This window comes from Agathobaculum sp. NTUH-O15-33, from assembly GCF_033193315.1.
Taxonomy (GTDB): domain Bacteria; phylum Bacillota; class Clostridia; order Oscillospirales; family Butyricicoccaceae; genus Agathobaculum; species Agathobaculum faecihominis_A.
In genome coordinates, this window is record NZ_CP136187.1 from 645,904 (window position 1) to 661,686 (window position 15,783).

General features: G+C 56.9%; 18 protein-coding genes. 15 read left to right on the plus strand and 3 right to left on the minus strand.

Annotation, left to right across the window (positions count from 1 at the left end; all coding sequences use genetic code 11):
• Positions 1-5 precede the first annotated feature (5 nt).
• The 8 genes from rnpM to RWV98_RS03470 all read left to right on the plus strand — a co-directional run bounded on the left by rnpM (position 6) and on the right by RWV98_RS03470 (position 8,451).
• Positions 6-281: an RNase P modulator RnpM gene (gene rnpM, locus RWV98_RS03435; RefSeq protein ID WP_317863774.1), complete on the plus strand. Its 276-nt coding sequence runs from the start codon at positions 6-8 to the stop codon at positions 279-281.
• Complete coding sequence (locus tag RWV98_RS03440; protein WP_317863776.1) at positions 271-768, plus strand: L7Ae/L30e/S12e/Gadd45 family ribosomal protein; 498 nt, start codon at positions 271-273, stop codon at positions 766-768. The genes rnpM and RWV98_RS03440 overlap by 11 nt, the downstream gene beginning before the upstream one ends.
• The gene (gene infB / locus RWV98_RS03445) at positions 752-3,127 is read left to right on the plus strand and encodes a translation initiation factor IF-2 (RefSeq protein WP_317863777.1); all 2,376 of its coding nucleotides are present in this window, start codon (positions 752-754) and stop codon (positions 3,125-3,127) included. The genes RWV98_RS03440 and infB overlap by 17 nt, the downstream gene beginning before the upstream one ends.
• A gap of 231 nt (positions 3,128-3,358) precedes the next feature.
• Positions 3,359-3,694, plus strand: a complete 336-nt coding sequence (gene rbfA, locus RWV98_RS03450) for a 30S ribosome-binding factor RbfA (protein ID WP_419196006.1) — start codon at positions 3,359-3,361, stop codon at positions 3,692-3,694.
• On the plus strand, positions 3,691-4,653 hold the full coding sequence (locus tag RWV98_RS03455; protein WP_317863779.1) for a DHH family phosphoesterase: 963 nt from the start codon (positions 3,691-3,693) through the stop codon (positions 4,651-4,653). The genes rbfA and RWV98_RS03455 overlap by 4 nt, the downstream gene beginning before the upstream one ends.
• On the plus strand, positions 4,637-5,560 hold the full coding sequence (gene truB, locus RWV98_RS03460) for a tRNA pseudouridine(55) synthase TruB (protein WP_317863781.1): 924 nt from the start codon (positions 4,637-4,639) through the stop codon (positions 5,558-5,560). The genes RWV98_RS03455 and truB overlap by 17 nt, the downstream gene beginning before the upstream one ends.
• 37 nt (positions 5,561-5,597) lie before the next feature.
• Entirely contained in the window at positions 5,598-6,503 is a 906-nt protein-coding gene (gene ribF / locus RWV98_RS03465) for a riboflavin biosynthesis protein RibF (protein ID WP_280962564.1), read from the plus strand.
• Positions 6,504-7,299: 796 nt separating this feature from the next.
• Positions 7,300-8,451 carry an IS481 family transposase gene (locus RWV98_RS03470; protein WP_317863782.1) on the plus strand — a complete coding sequence of 384 codons (1,152 nt, stop codon included), beginning with the start codon at positions 7,300-7,302 and terminating at the stop codon, positions 8,449-8,451.
• 166 nt (positions 8,452-8,617) lie between these two features.
• Here the strand turns inward: RWV98_RS03470 and RWV98_RS03475 are convergent, their stop codons facing one another.
• The 3 genes from RWV98_RS03475 to RWV98_RS03485 form a co-directional block, all read right to left on the minus strand.
• Positions 8,618-8,890, minus strand: a complete 273-nt coding sequence (locus RWV98_RS03475) for a hypothetical protein (RefSeq protein ID WP_317863783.1) — start codon at positions 8,888-8,890, stop codon at positions 8,618-8,620.
• A gap of 5 nt (positions 8,891-8,895) precedes the next feature.
• Positions 8,896-9,072 (minus strand): YlcI/YnfO family protein, encoded by a 177-nt coding sequence (locus tag RWV98_RS03480; protein ID WP_317863784.1) that lies wholly within the window; start codon positions 9,070-9,072, stop codon positions 8,896-8,898.
• Positions 9,073-9,175: 103 nt separating this feature from the next.
• The gene (locus RWV98_RS03485; protein WP_317863786.1) at positions 9,176-9,505 is read right to left on the minus strand and encodes a helix-turn-helix domain-containing protein; all 330 of its coding nucleotides are present in this window, start codon (positions 9,503-9,505) and stop codon (positions 9,176-9,178) included.
• 226 nt (positions 9,506-9,731) lie between these two features.
• Between RWV98_RS03485 and RWV98_RS03490 the strand changes: the two genes are divergently transcribed.
• The 7 genes from RWV98_RS03490 to tpiA all read left to right on the plus strand — a co-directional run bounded on the left by RWV98_RS03490 (position 9,732) and on the right by tpiA (position 15,257).
• Positions 9,732-9,866, plus strand: a complete 135-nt coding sequence (locus RWV98_RS03490; RefSeq protein WP_317863788.1) for a hypothetical protein — start codon at positions 9,732-9,734, stop codon at positions 9,864-9,866.
• Positions 9,867-10,004: 138 nt separating this feature from the next.
• Entirely contained in the window at positions 10,005-10,544 is a 540-nt protein-coding gene (locus tag RWV98_RS03495; RefSeq protein ID WP_317863790.1) for an RNA polymerase sigma factor, read from the plus strand.
• Positions 10,492-11,436 (plus strand): hypothetical protein, encoded by a 945-nt coding sequence (locus tag RWV98_RS03500; protein ID WP_317863792.1) that lies wholly within the window; start codon positions 10,492-10,494, stop codon positions 11,434-11,436. Before RWV98_RS03495 ends, RWV98_RS03500 begins: the two co-directional genes overlap by 53 nt.
• A gap of 128 nt (positions 11,437-11,564) precedes the next feature.
• Complete coding sequence (trmL, locus tag RWV98_RS03505) at positions 11,565-12,056, plus strand: tRNA (uridine(34)/cytosine(34)/5-carboxymethylaminomethyluridine(34)-2'-O)-methyltransferase TrmL (protein ID WP_317863794.1); 492 nt, start codon at positions 11,565-11,567, stop codon at positions 12,054-12,056.
• Positions 12,057-12,069: 13 nt separating this feature from the next.
• The gene (locus RWV98_RS03510; RefSeq protein ID WP_317863795.1) at positions 12,070-12,945 is read left to right on the plus strand and encodes a DegV family protein; all 876 of its coding nucleotides are present in this window, start codon (positions 12,070-12,072) and stop codon (positions 12,943-12,945) included.
• A gap of 231 nt (positions 12,946-13,176) precedes the next feature.
• Complete coding sequence (locus RWV98_RS03515) at positions 13,177-14,367, plus strand: phosphoglycerate kinase (RefSeq protein ID WP_317863796.1); 1,191 nt, start codon at positions 13,177-13,179, stop codon at positions 14,365-14,367.
• A gap of 119 nt (positions 14,368-14,486) precedes the next feature.
• Complete coding sequence (gene tpiA, locus RWV98_RS03520) at positions 14,487-15,257, plus strand: triose-phosphate isomerase (RefSeq protein ID WP_317863798.1); 771 nt, start codon at positions 14,487-14,489, stop codon at positions 15,255-15,257.
• Positions 15,258-15,783: the final 526 nt, after the last annotated feature.

Here is a 15,783-nt window from a genome sequence, read left to right on the forward strand (position 1 = left end):
CAAACATGACCACCAAGAAAATACCCATGCGGCAGTGCCTCGGTTGCCGCGAGATGTTTCCCAAACGCGAGCTCATCCGCGTCGTCCGTTCACCGGAGGGCGAGATCGCGCTCGATTTTAAGGGCAAAGCGCCGGGGCGCGGCGCGTACCTTTGCAAGAACCCCGCGTGCCTGAAAAAGGCGCGCAAAAGCCGTGCGATTGCGCGGGCGTTTGCCTGCAAGGTGCCCGAGGCGGTATATGACGCGCTGGAAGCGCAGATGGAGGCGCAGAATGGCCAATGATCCGGTGCTCGGCATGCTTGGGCTGTCCCGCAAGGCGGGCAAGCTCGCTCCGGGCGATGAAATGACGTGCGACGCTTGCGCGGAAGGCAAGGCGCGGGCCGTGTTCCTCGCGTCGGACGCCGGCTCGGCTGCCGCCAAGAAAGCGGAATACTACGCGGAAAAGGCAAATGTGCCGCTGATCCGCCTGCCGCACAGCAAGGAGGCGCTCGGCGCGGCGATCGGCAAATCGCAAAGCGCCGTCTGCGCGGTCACCGATATCGGGCTGGCCGCTTCTGCCGTGCAAAAGCTCGCGGCGCAGGACGCCGCCTTTGCAGACGCCGCGCGGCTGCTCGCAGAGAAGAACACGCGCATCCAATCCCGTAAGGGTCGCAAAAAAGATAAATCCGGCAGGTCCGCCAACGAGCAAAACGGCGAGACCGCCGGCGCTGATACAAACACCAAACCAAAATTCACTACGGAGGTGAGCGCCAATGGCAATAGAAAATAAATACCGTGTGCACGAGGTCGCGAAGGATTTCGGCGCGACGACGAAAGAGATCACCGAAATCCTGACCGAATACTGCTCAGCGCCCAAGAACCACATGCAGGTACTGGGCGATAAGGAGCTATCCGTTATTTTTGAATACCTGACCCAGCACCATCCGGTCGAGGATATCGAAGGTACGCTGAACGCGCAGCTCGCCGCGGCCGCGGGCCCCGCGAAGAAGCCGCAGCAGCAGGAGAAGCCTGCCGCCGCAGCGCCGCAGCAGAACGCGCCGGGGGCGCAGGGGGCGCAGGGCGGCGATAACAAGCAGCCGCAAGCACAGGCGCAGCCCCAGCAGCAGAAGCCCGATCAGGCGCAGCAGGCAAGCAAGGTCAAGCAGATCCACCGTATCGATACGCGCACCGGCGGCGACGTAAACCTTGCCAAGTACGACGAACGCATCGACAATCTGGTGCCGGATAAGGCCAACAAGCTGGGCACTTCGACCAAGCAGAAGCTGACCAAGAAATCCGACCAGCGCGCGCGTCCCTTTGGCAACAAGCGCCGTCAGGAGGAGCAGGAGAAGATGCGCCGCTTGCAGCGCCAGCAGCAAATGGCCGCGCTGAAGAAGATTCCGGTCAAGGTCATGATTCCGGAGGAGATTTCCGTCGGCGAACTGGCCAGCCGTATGAAGCGCACCGCGTCGGACGTAATCAAGGGTCTGATCAAGCTCGGCGTGATGGCGTCGATTTCCGAGATCATCGATTACGACACCGCCGCGATCATCGCGGAGGAAATGGGCTGCAAGGTCGAGAAGGAAGTCCATGTCACGATCGAGGAGCAGCTCTTTGACGAGCACGAGGACAGCGCGGACGATCTCGTGGCGCGCGATCCGGTCGTGGTCGTTATGGGTCACGTCGACCACGGCAAGACCAGCCTGCTCGACGCGGTCCGCAAGACCAAGGTGACCGAGGGCGAAGCCGGCGGCATCACCCAGCACATCGGCGCGTACCGTGTTCAGGTCGGCGGCAAGCCGATCACCTTCCTCGATACCCCGGGCCACGCGGCGTTCACGTCCATGCGTGCGCGCGGCGCGCAGGTGACCGATATCGCGATTCTGGTCGTCGCGGCGGACGACGGCGTTATGCCGCAGACGATCGAAGCGATCAACCACGCCAAGGCGGCGGAGATCCCGATCATCGTCGCGGTCAACAAGATCGATAAGGAAGGCGCGAACCCGGACCGCATCGTGCAGCAGCTGACCGAGTATGGCCTTGTGCCCGAAGAGTGGGGCGGCGACACGATCGTATGCCAGATTTCCGCCAAGTTCGGCAAGGGCATTGAAAATCTTCTTGAAATGGTACTGCTGACCGCCGAGGTCGCCGATCTGAAGGCGAACCCGAATCGCAAGGCGCGCGGCACGGTCATCGAAGCCAAGCTCGATAAGGGCCGCGGCCCGGTCGCTACCGTACTGATCCAAAACGGCACGCTGCACGCGGGCGACAGCGTAATCGCGGGCACGGCGGTAGGCCGCGTGCGCGCCATGACGGACGACGACGGCAAAAAATTGCAGACCGCGGGTCCCTCCGTGCCGGTCGAGATCATCGGTCTGGCCGAGGTGCCGGGCGCTGGCGACGAGTTCTACGCGGTGGACAACGAAAAGATGGCCCGCGAGCTGGTCGAGCAGCGTAAGGAAAAGGAAAAGGAAGAGCGCAACAAGGCCTTCCACAAGGTCACGCTCGACAACCTGTTCGACTCCATCCAGCAGGGCGAAATGAAGGAACTGAACATCATCGTCAAGGCCGACGTACAGGGCTCGGTCGAAGCGGTGCGTGCTTCGCTCGAAAAGCTGACGAACGAAGAGGTCCGCGTCCGCGTGATCCACGGCGCGGTCGGCGCGATCAACGAATCCGACGTTATGCTGGCTTCCGCTTCGGGCGCGATCATCGTCGGCTTCAACGTGCGGCCCGACCGTTCGGCCGCTGAAACCGCCGAGATGCAGGGCGTCGATATGCGTATGTACCGCATCATCTACGATTGCATTGAAGAGATGGAGCAGGCCATGAAGGGCATGCTCGAGCCCAAGTTTAAGGAAGTCGTTCTCGGCCACGCCGAGGTGCGTCAGGTGTTCAAGATCACGGGCGCGGGCGCTGTCGCTGGCACGTATGTGCAGGATGGCTGTATCCGCCGCAACGCGCAGGTGCGCGTCGTGCGCGACGGCATCGTATTCCACGAGGGCCAGCTCAACACGCTCAAGCGCTTCAAGGATGATGTAAAGGAAGTTGCTTCCGGGTATGAATGCGGCATGAGCATCGAAAACTATAACGATATCAAGGAGCAGGATATTATTGAATGCTTCGTGATGGAAGAGATCAAACAATAATGCGGGATGAATTAGGAGTTAGGAATTAGGAATTAGTAATTTAGGAGGCGCGCTTTGCGCGCATATCAAGATGATAGGCCCGCGGCCGCTTCCGCAATGACTAACGACTAATTACTAATGATCAATTATTAGTTCTCCCTTCCTAACTCCGTTTTTCCACTTCCCAATTTATTTTGAAGGGAGAGAATCATTGTGCCATCGAATCGAATCGACCGGATCTCAGAAGAGGTCATGAAGGCTCTGGCGGAAGCCATCCGCACGGTCAAGGACCCGCGCGTGCAAAACGGGTTGGTCTCCATCGTGCACTGTGAGGTGACGGGCGACCTGCGCTATGCGAAGTGCTTTGTCTCCGTGCTCGGCAGCGAGCAGCAGGCAAAGGAAGTCATGAAAGGCCTGAAATCGGCTTCCGGCTACCTGCGCCGCGAAGTGGGCCGCAAGGTGCAGCTGCGCTATGCGCCCGAACTGATCTTTACGCTGGATACCTCGATCACACACGGCGCCCATATTTCCGAGGTGCTGCATGATTTGAAAAATCAGGGCAAGCTCGGGGAGGAGGACGGCGAATGACACTAGACATCGCAGGTGCGGCCGGGGCGCTTCTCGCGGCCGACCGCATCCTCATCCTGACGCACCGCAGGCCGGACGGCGATACCACCGGCTGCGCGGGCGCGCTCTGCCGCGGTCTTCGCCAACTCGGTAAAACGGCCTATATCCTGCCCAACCCCGATATCACAAAGCGCTATGCGCCTATGATAACACCTTGTTATCCGCCGGAGGAATTTTCCCCTGCGTATATTGTTACCGTCGATATCGCGGAAACAAAGCTGTTCACCGATAACGCTGTGATCTTTGAGGACAAGATCGATCTTGCGATCGATCATCACCGTTCCAACCCGTTGTTCGCCGCAAAAAATCTGGTGCGGTCCGACGCGGGCGCCTGCGCCGAGGTGATCTATGACGTACTGCTGGCCATGGGCGTTGTTTTAAGCGAGGACATCGCGGAGTGCGTTTATATCGGCGCATCGACGGATACGGGGTGCTTTAAGTATTCCAACACCACCGCGCACACGCACGCGGTCGCGGCTTCGTGCCTGTCCGCCGGCATTGACGGCGGCGAGCTTAACCGCATGCTGTTTGAGACCAAGTCGCGCGCGCGTTTCGAGATGGAGCGCATCGTGTTTGACACCATGGAATTCATCGAGGGCGGCGCGATCGCGCTGGCCATGCTTTGGCGGCGCGATATCGACCGCACAGGCGCGGATATGGACGATCTGGACTCGATCGCGTCGCTCACGCGGCAGATCGAGGGCGTGGAGATCGGCCTGACGCTGACCGAAAATAAGGATAAGACCGTAAAGGCGTCGGTGCGCACCACCAAGGAGATCGACGCTTCCGTTATCTGCAAAAAGCTGGGCGGCGGCGGTCATCTGCGCGCGGCGGGCGCAAGCTTTGATTGCGGCATGGACGAGGCGCGCCGCCTGATCCTCGCCGCGGCGAAGGAGCAGTACCATGAGCGCCACGGCTGACGGTCTGAACGGCATTTTGCTGATGGACAAGCCGCAGGGCTTTACCTCGCACGATGTGGTGGCAAAGCTGCGCGGCATTCTGCGAACGCGGCGAATCGGCCACGGGGGCACGCTCGATCCGCTCGCCACCGGCGTTTTGCCGGTGTTCGTCGGCGGCGCGACCCGCGCGGCCGATTTTGCCGCGTCGCAGGATAAGGAATATGTCGCGGGCTTTCTGCTTGGCCGCGCCACCGATACACAGGATGTGACCGGCGAAACGATAAGCGAAGCGCAAGCCCGCGCGTCGCTTGCGCAGGTGAGGGAGGCGGCCTCCGCTTTTCTTGGCCCGCAAAAGCAGGTGCCGCCCATGTATTCGGCGGTCAAGATCGGCGGCAAGAAGCTGTACGACCTTGCCCGGCAGGGCAAGGAAGTGGAGCGGCCCGCGCGCGATATCACCGTGCGCGAAATCGCGCTGATTTCGTTTGACGAGGCGGCACAGACCGGTACGCTGCGCATGACGGTCAGCAAGGGCACCTATGTGCGCACGCTGGTGAACGATCTGGGCGAGGCGCTGGGCACTTACGCGTGCATGACGAGCCTTCAGCGCACGCGCGCCGGGGCGTATGCGCTGGAAAGCTGCGTGGGGTTTGATCAGGTCGAGCGGGCCGCGCAGGACGGCGGCGTACAGTCGCTTTTACTGCCGGTGGACGGCTTGTTTCCCACGCTGCCCGCCGTCGCCTTGACGGATGAGGGCGAGGAGCGCATCTCGCGCGGCGCGGTCGTTTTTCCGCGTCAGGCGCGGGGCATGCCGGAAGAAGAAGGCGCGCTGTGCCGCGTTTATCATGCGGGGCGCTTTTTAATGCTGGGGCAGGTGCGGACGCTGGAAAAGGGCGGTCTGGGCCTGTTCGTCTATAAAAATTTCCGATAAACGGCCCACAGGCCGGAATAGGACTGGGGGAAACCCAATGGAAGAGAATACATTGCCCCGCGCGATAGCGCTGGGGTATTTTGACGGCGTACATCTGGGCCACCGGGCCCTCATGGAGCGCGCGGTACAGCGCGCAAAGGAGATCGGCGGCACCTCCGCCGTATTCAGTTTTGACGCGCACCCGGCTTCCGTCATGCTGGGGCGGCAGGTGCCGCTGATCACAGCTAATTCCTACCGCCGCGATGAGATTAAAAAGCTGGGCGGGGTGGACGAGGTCATTTTCGGCCACTTCGACGAGAACTTGCAGCACATGGATTGGCGCGATTTTATCCACGAAATGCTCATCGGCCGGTTCCGCGCGCGGTATATCGTATCGGGCCGGAACAACCGGTTCGGCTACAAGGGCCTTGGCACGGCCGAAGGCATGGCGGAGGAGTGCCGCAAGGCGGGGATCGGCTACGACTGTATCGATGACGTCAAGGTGGACGGCATCGTCGTTTCGTCCACCTACATTCGGCAGTTGATCGCGCAGGGCGATATGGAGGGCGCGTCCCGCTTTTTGGGCCATCCGTATACGGTCACCGGCGTTGTCGAGCATGGCCGCCGCGTGGGCACCAGCGTGCTCAAGGTGCCTACGGTCAATTTGCGTTTGCCGGTCGAAATGGCGCTGCCGCCCTACGGCGTGTACGCTACACGCGTGCTGGTGGATGATAACGCCTACATCGCGGCGACCAACATCGGCGTAAAGCCCACCTTTGTGGATGGCGGCGCGCCGACGATTGAGCCGCATTTGCTGGATTTCGCGGGCGATCTGTACGGAAAGCAGATCCATGTGGAGCTGCACAAGTTCCTGCGCCCGGAAAAGCAGTTTGAAAACGTGGAAGCGCTCAAGGCCGCGATAGAAGAAAACGTGCGCCAAACGCGGGCGTTTTTCGCAAAATAAAAAAGCGCGCCCTTCTTGGGCGCGCTTGACAATTTGCAGCACGGGTATTATACTAAAGATAGAAAAACGGTGCTGCCGGTAGACGGTCAGTCCGTTGCTAAGTCAAAGAAATGACCGTAACTTTGGACGAGCGGCGGTCATTTTCTTTTGCCTATCTGAATGATCAGACCTGCAAAGCCTATGAACACAAGCAGGAGCTGAAAAAGCTCCGAATATGTCACCATAAGCATCACCCCCCTTCGCAGGGAGTGACTGATCGCCTACCGTTGGCGCGGCAGCACCTGAAATAAGTATAGCGTAAACCGACAAAATGCGCAACATAAAAAGCAGTAACCGTATCATGCTTAAACGGTTACTGCTTTTTTTGTAAGTACACGCAAAAGTCGTAGGGCGGCGTGACTCACGCCGCCGTTTCCGTAGGCGGCTCGCTCCGCTCGCGATTGAATGCGCGGCGGCCGGGTGGGGGCAGCGATGTCATTTAGTTAAGGCAAACGATAAAAAACAGGGGATTCACCGAGCTAGTAGGGCGCGAGAAGGTGAATTGGCCGAAGGCCAAGAGAAGCTGGTCTGGACCACGCCTCGGCGCGCCGTCTCGAAGGGACGTAACACTTCCTGAGAAACCATGTGCCTCCGCTCGGCCGTACTGGCCTGTTTGATGCTCTCACTTATCCCGGTGCTTCGCTCTCGGCGCGCCGAGGGCTGTATAGCCCAGTCACATAGTAAACAGTTTGTCCAAGCACATGGTATACAGTTTAGGAGTAAAATAACGGTATAAGTGGGAAAAGGAGAATTGCTTATGCCGTGGAAAGAGAAAACAGTAAAGTCAGAACGAGAAACGTTTGTAAGGGAGGCACAGCAACGAGAGATAAGTTTTAGCGCTCTATGTAGAAAACACGAAATCACACGAAAAACAGGTTATAAGTGGTTACGAAGGTTTCAGGCTGGAGAGGAACTGACCGACCGCGGTCGGGCACCGACGCATCAAAGAACCCAGACATCGGCAGCAACGCAAGAACTGATATTGTCCGCGCGGGATGAACATCCGGCGTGGGGTCCCAGAAAGCTGGAGCGATATTTGCAAAATAAAGGCTACACAGAACTGCCATGCAAAAGCACAATCGGCAATATTCTTAAGCGAAACGAACGAATCGAACCGGAAATCAGCCAGAAACACAAGCCCATTAATCGCTTTGCCAGAGAATGTCCCAACGATTTGTGGCAAATGGACTACAAAGGCGACTTTACGATGCTCAATGGGCAGCGGTGCTATCCACTGACGATTTTGGATGACCACTCCCGGTTTTCTCTGTGCCTAAAGGCTGAGGACTCATTGTCCTACGAAAGGTTTTATCCTGCCCTTATCCAAGTTTTCGAGATGTACGGTCTACCGCATGAACTGTTGTGCGACAATGGGAAGCCCTGGGGCGACAGCAAGGGGGGTATCACCATGTTCGATGTGTGGATGATGCGTCTGAACATCCGGCCGATCCATGGCCGTCCCATGCACCCGCAGACCCAAGGCAAGGAGGAACGTTTTCACCGTACGTTGAAGGAAGAATTGCTTAGGCACCGCACAATGCTTAACTTATGTGATGCACAACAGGCATTTGATGACTGGCAGTATGAGTACAACTACGAACGTCCCCACTCCGCGCTTGGCCTTGATGTCCCTGCCAAGCACTATAAAGTCAGCAGCAGACCGTTCATTCAGCAGCCCCCGGAACCTGATTATCCTGATGGAGCTAGGCTTAGAAAAGTCAACTACAAGGGCTACGTTAGCATTTGTAGGCATCGCTACTATCTCTCTGAGGCTTTCGCTGGAACCTACCTCCAACTTACGGATTCGGGGGAGAATTCTGTTGACCTCCACTATGGCTCCTTCCGTGTGGCTTCCATCAATCTCAGCGAGAGATTGATTACTTCTAAGCACATTTATTGGGCCACATAAACTGTATACCATGTGCTTGGACATGTTGTATACCATGTGGGCTATACAGAGGGCGTCGCGCCCTACATTTTCTATGATGGCGTTACCATTTTGTCTTGCCTGACCTTATCTGAATGACATTGGTGACCTCACCCGGCCCTACATTGGATGCGCGCGGTTAAGGGGATCAATAAACATGCCGCTGGCCGCAATCTAAACCGAGGGTTTCGGTGACACGGATGATTTCCTCGATCTTCCGATAGCAGCGCTTGTCGCTTAGTTTTTCATCACGCAGAATGTCACGAATGCTAACAACAGCTTGATAGTATTCGTTGTTGATAATTTGCTCCAGCTCAGCCTGCTCTAAAACGCATAGATGAAGACGCTCTTGCTGGATAAGAAACTCGAACGTCTCTTCGTATGGTTGGGGAAGATTGAATGGCTTAACAGATATTTTCATAGGCACTACCTCAACGTTGGTTCCAGATCGTCAAGTGCAACGCGCACAGCTTCCACAACAAAGGCCGTAAATGAACACTCTGTTCCTGCTATTGCAGTTTCAACACGTTCTATCACATCGTTGGGAAACCTTATGGATTTAGTTGTACTAGAAGGTATTTTGGGCAGCTGGAATCTTTTCATAACACTTCACCACGCATTGCACTTTGTAATACAATTATGCACGTGTTTAAAATGAAAATCTGCATTGCAGAATAATTGCATATAGGAAGCCCGCTTCGATTGCCTAGGCAGAAGGATTGCAATACAATAAGACGCTGCGGAGCATGGCTGTAACCAGTTCAATTTGCTGGGGCGTGGCGCTTTTCCACAAGGCGGCCAGTTCTGAAAAATTACTTAGCTCGTTTTGCGTTATGGAATCGTTCAGTAAATACGTGGGCGACACATGCAATGTATTGCACAAGCAGATGAAAACAGGCAGACTGGGCACCTTGCGTCCGGCTTCGATCTGTCGCAGATAGGTCGCGTTGATATAACATAACGCAGCCAGACGTTCCCCGGTAATTCCTTGCGCTTTGCGCGTTGCTTTGATACGCGGCCCCATGCCGATCATCATGCGTTTCCCTCCCTTATGAACAGCCGTATTGTATCATGAGAGCCGTTTCTAGACAATGCCATTATTATGGCAACACCACGGCAAGGATGTGCAGGATATGTGAAAAAAATCTTTTACAGTTTTTTTATGGAATTGACAGGCTTCTACATTTTTTGACACGTTATATCAGTATACTGCTATACGGCTCATATGCTATATATAGATAAAGAAATGAGGAGGCACCACAATGAATGAAAGAAATGAATACGCGGTTCTGTTCAACGGCATCACCGATGTGATGCGGCAACTGCAAACTTTGACCCTGCATCTGCAAAACCTGCAATGCAAGGCCGAAGAAATCTACATGGAAAAAGATAACTGACAAGTACAACAAAGCCGCCGGCAGTTCATGCCGGCGGCTTCTTTTTATCCTGCGCAAAGATATGTTATAATTATTTTGCAATGACGCAGAACAATTTCCCTTCCCGCGCCGTGTTATAAGTGAAAGGAGGAGATCACCGTGCCAAGTACATTACGTTCGGACGCATTTTTGTGCGCCGCGATGGAAGACTGCGGCGACGCGGTTTACCGGCTGGCCCTTTGCCGGCTGCGCTCGCGCGCGGATGCAGAGGATGTGTATCAGGAAGTGTTTCTCCGGCTGCTTCGTGACACGACCGAATTTGAGAACACCGAGCACCTGAAAGCATGGCTGCTGCGCGTAACGCTCAGGCGATGCAGCGATTTGCGGCGGAGCGCGTGGTTCAAACGTACCGCGCCCATTGACGAGCTGCCCGAGACCGCCGCGCCTGAATCCGCTGAAAACGCCGATCTGTGGAACGCCGTCGCGGCGCTGCCGGACGATCTGCGCATTCCCATCTACCTGCATTATGTAGAGGGCTATTCGACGGAGGAAATCGCCTTGCTGGCAGGCTGCCGCCCGGCGACCGTGCGCACGCGGCTGCACCGCGCCCGCAAACAACTGAAATTCGATCTGGAGGGAAACGACGATGAAAAACCTGAACGATTTGCAGAAATTACAGAACGTGAAAGCCCCTGCTGATTTAAAGGAAAAAACGCTTGCCGCCGCGCGCGAGCTGCGCCGCGAGGAGCGCGAAGCCGCGCCGCAGCATCTGGCGCCCGCGCCGCGGCGCAGGCACCCGTGGGTGCGCCGTTCGCTTGCCGCCGTGTGCGCGCTGGCCGTGGTGCTGGGCGGCGCAAAGCTGCTTTCACCAAAGGGGCAGGAGCCGCTTTCCCCGGTGGAGGCGTTCGCCCATACCTTTGGCCTAGTCGCTTACGCCGCCGAAACGGGTGAAACGATAGAGCCGAAGGACAGCCGCATCGTTTTTGACAGCGGCGCGGGCGTGGAGGACTTGGAGAGCGGCTTTTTCTCCGGCTGCCTGTTCCGCGTGACCGGCGATAACATCCAGTCCGTGTCGGCGTCGATCGATAAGGGCGGCCTGTACCGGGCCAAGAAGCTTGAGGTCAACGAGGAGGACTTGGGAGGGATGCATCGGCTAACCGACCCGCGTGTGGAAGGCGCGTCGCAGGTCATGGTTTACGGTACCGGCGGCGGTTACGGAAGCGAGATCGACGATGTCGACCATTGGTATGCCGACGTGTGCTGGAAGCTGGAAAACGGTTTCACCGAAGCCTATGACCCGGATGCGAGCTACGGCTTCTGGGCGCCCCCTCAGCAGGAGTTCGACCCGGAAGAGGATCTTGGCGAGTCGTGGCACGGCAGAGTCGATACCTTTGACGGCGCCAAGCTGACGGTCACCGTCACCTTTACCGACGGCACGACCCAAACCCAGAACCTGCACCTTAAAACCGGCAAATTGGCGTGCGAATATATTGACGACGTAAGCGGCCCTCAGTTGACCGGCGAGGTGCTGACCGACGAGCAGGCCGAAGAACAGAACTATCTCTACGGCGTTTACGCGGATATCGTATAACACCGCGTTGAAAATCCCCCAATCTTTTATGATTGGGGGATTTTTTTGCAAAAAAACGCTGAAAAGCTTGAAAAACAATGGCAAATCAAATAGAATAGAAGGCGTAATCTGAATAAAAGGAGAAGCGCATGCTTCATATTGTATTGGTGGAACCCGAGATTCCGCAAAACACGGGCAATATCGCGCGCACCTGCGCGGCGACCGGCTGTGTGCTGCACCTGATCGAGCCGTTGGGCTTCAAACTGGATGATAAAAAAATGAAACGCGCCGGATTGGATTATTGGCACCTGCTCGATGTGCGGATGTACAAAAATCTGAACGAGTTTTTTGACAAGAACCCGGAGGGGCGCTATTTTTACGCCACAACCAAGGCCCCGCACGCCTACCACGAGGCGCGGTATCAGGACGGCGATTTTCTGCTGTTCGGTAAGGAAACGAAGGGGCTGCCCGAGGAGCTGCTGATCGAGCACCCCGAGCGCTGCGTCCGCATCCCGATGCGCGAGGGCGCGCGCAGCCTAAACCTGTCCAACTCGGTCGCCGTGGTCGCTTATGAGGCGCTGCGGCAGACCGGCTTTGAAAACCTGAAGCTCGCCGGGCCGTTCCCGGGGAGTCAAGAGTGAGGAGGGCCACCGTATGGAAAAAATACATATCTTCACCGATTCCTCGGCGGATATCCCCGAGGCGCAGGTAGAAGCGCACGGGATAGAAATCGTGCCGATCACGGTCACGCACGAGGGGCGGGTGCTCCGCGAATATTACGATATCACACCGGAAGAATATTGGAAGCTGCTGCAAAGCAGCCGCGACATTCCCATGACCGCGCAGGTCACGCCCTCGCAGTTTTTGGATACCTTTCGCCGCGCGCAGGAGCGCGGCTGCACCCATGTGCTGGGCGTGCTGATCAACGGAAACGGCTCCGGCACCTATCAGTCCGCCTGCATGGCGCGCAATCTGTTTTATGAGGAATACGGCGAGCAAATGCACATTGAGCTGGTCGATTCCGCGACCTATACCTATATTTACGGTCATATCGTCGTGCTCGCGGCCGAGCTGCGCGACGCGGGCGATAACTTTGAAGCGATCCTTGGCGTGGTCAAAAGCCGCCTGAACCGGGTGGAGGCGTACCTCGGCGTGTATTCGCTGAGCCATTTGAAAAAATCCGGCCGCATTTCCGGCGGCGCGGCCTTTGTGGGCGAGGCGTTGGGTCTCAAGCCGATCAGTCACGTTTTTGACGGCAAGGTGGATGTGTGCGATAAGGTGCGCGGCGAAAAGGCGGTGGTATCCGGTATTATCCGCAAGGTATCCGACCGGGTGGTGCAGCCTGAAAAGCAAAACGCCCTTTTGCTGTACGGCGATGTGCCCGCCGCCCGCATTGAAGAACTGGAAAAACGCCTGTTTACCGAACTTGGCTTTATGGGCGTGACCCGTTGCCCGATCGGTGTTTCCGTTATCACCAACACCGGACCGCAGGCGCTCGCGGTCGCGTTCTACGGCAGGGGACGCACATAAAACGCATTGGGCATATTGTTTAATTTTTCACAGAAACCGCCCGCAAAACGCAAAATTCCTCTAAAAGAGAACGGAAAGTAAAGGTTCTTCGTAAATTTGCTTGCGAAAGCGCGGAAAAACGAGTATAATTTTGTCTTGGAAGCGGAAATCTTCTTATCAGGGGAGAACCCCGGCTTTCCATCTGAATCCATCTAAAAAAGATAATTTTTATATCTTGAAGGAGATGTATATATGCAGTACAACAAGAAGTGTGTCGAGGATATCGACGTTGCCGGTAAAAAGGTGATCGTTCGCTGCGATTTCAACGTGCCGCAGGACGAGAATGGCCGTATTACGGACGACAAGCGCATCGTCGCTTCGCTGGAGACCATCAAGTACCTGCTGGATCATAAGGCAGCTGTTATCCTTTGCTCGCACCTCGGCCGCCCGAAGGGTGAAGCCAACATGAAGTATTCGCTGGCACCGGTCGCGGAGCGCCTGTCCGAACTGCTTGGTCAGGATGTAAAGCTCGCGAAGGACGTCGTCGGCCCGGACGCGAAGCGCCTTGCCGATGAAGTAAAGCCCGGCGAAGCTGTACTGCTCGAAAACGTTCGCTTTGAAAAGGGCGAAGAAAAGAACGACGCTACGCTGGCAAAGGAATTTGCCTCCATGGCCGAAATTTATGTGAACGACGCTTTCGGCACCGCGCACCGCGCGCATGCCTCTACCGCCGGTATCGCGGATTATCTGCCTGCCGTTTGCGGCTTCCTGATCAACAAGGAAATTTCCATCATGGGCAAGGCCCTGTCCGATCCGGCCCGCCCGTTCGTCGCCATTCTTGGCGGCGCGAAGGTATCCGATAAGATCAACGTCATCAGCAACCTGATCGAAAAGTGCGATACCGTCATCATCGGCGGCGGCATGGCCTACACCTTCTCCAAGGCGAAGGGCGGCTCGATCGGCACCTCGCTGTGCGAAGAGGATAAGCTCGAGCTCGCGCTGGGCCTGCTGAAAAAGGCCGAAGAAAAGGGCGTAAAGCTGCTGCTTCCCGTTGATACCGTTTGCGGCGATCACTTTGGCGCGGACGCTGAACCGGTCGTTTACGAAGCCGGCAAGCTGCCCGAAAACATGATGGGTCTGGACATCGGCCCCAAGACGGTCGAGCTGTTCTCCGACGCTGTGAAGGACGCGGGCACCGTTGTTTGGAACGGCCCCATGGGCGTGTTCGAGTTCGATAAGTTCGCGGTCGGCACCAAGGCTGTGGCCAAGGCGATCGCCTCCTCCAAGGCTGTTTCGATCATCGGCGGCGGCGACTCAGCGGCGGCTGTTGAAAAGCTTGGCTTTGCGGATAAGATGACCCATATCTCCACCGGCGGCGGCGCTTCGCTCGAATTCCTCGAGGGTCTGGAGTTGCCCGGCATCGCCTGCTTGGAAGATAAGTAAAAAAACGTTTCACACTAAAATTTTGCTTTATACCGGAGCGCCCGGCGCTCCGTATAATACATATATGATTAGACGGGCAAGCTAAGCCACGTCTGAAAGTTTGAAAGGGGTAAAACCACATGAATCGCAGATATCGTAAGACCATCATCGCCGGCAACTGGAAGATGAACAAGACGCCCGCAGAGGCAAAGGCTTTGATTGAAGAAATGAAGCCGCTTCTCTCCAAGACCAAGTGGTGCGAGATGGTGCTTTGCGTACCGTTTACCGATATTCAGGCTGCCGTAAAGGCTGCCAAGGGTTCCAAGATCGCCATCGGCGCGGAGAACATGCACTTTGAGAAGTCCGGCGCGTTCACCGGCGAGGTTTCGGCCGACATGCTCAAGGAGCTGGGCGTTAAGTACGTTATCATCGGCCACTCCGAGCGCCGCCAGTACTTCAACGAGACCGACGAGACCTGCAATAAGAAGGTTCTTGTCGCTTTGGAGAACGGCCTGCGCCCGATCCTTTGCGTAGGCGAGTCTCTGGCTGAGCGCGAGCAGGATGTTACCATGGAAGTCATCCGCAAGCAGCTCAAGATCGCCCTGCAGAACGTTGCTCTTGAGGATATCAAGAAGGTCGTTATCGCTTACGAGCCCATCTGGGCTATCGGCACCGGCAAGACCGCTACCTCCGAGCAGGCTGGCGAGGTCTGCGGCGCTATCCGCGACTGCCTGCGTGAAAAGTACGGCGCCCGTGCGGCCCGTGGCATCACCGTGCAGTACGGCGGCTCTATGAACGCCAAGAACGCGGCCGAGCTGCTCCAGCAGCCCGACGTGGACGGCGGCCTGATCGGCGGCGCTTCCCTGAAGTCCGCTGACTTTGCAGCAATCGTAGACGCAGCCAATCAATAAGATATTGTAAACGGCTGGGGGGAAGAGAGAACCCGCACCGTGCTGCGGGAGGGGACATCGGGTGAACACGATCGTCCCCTTTCGCCCACTCTGACAAGGAGTTATGAAGAGCTATGAAAATTGAGATCGCACAGAAAATACCGGATAGCGCAGAAGAGGCAAATTCTTCTGCCATGCGTGTGTCCGCTTTAGGCGGACACACCGCAGCCGAGATCGCCGAAGCGGAAAACAAGGTAAAGGCTGAGGCAACCAAGGCTAAAAAAACAACGGCCGCGAAAAAGCAGGCCGTACGTCAGGCGGTAGCCGACCAGAAGGCGGCCAACGCGGCCGAGGCAAAGGTCGAAGCTGCCGTAGAGGCAAAGCAGGCCGAAGAAAAGGCTGAAAAGCCCGCCGAGGTGAAGAAGGCCGAAGCAAAGGCCGAAGCGCCCGCCGAGGTGAAGAAGGCCGAAGCAAAGGCCGAAGCGCCCGCCGAGGTGAAGAAGGCCGAAGCAAAGGCTGAAAAGCCCGCCGCGGCGAAAAAGACGGC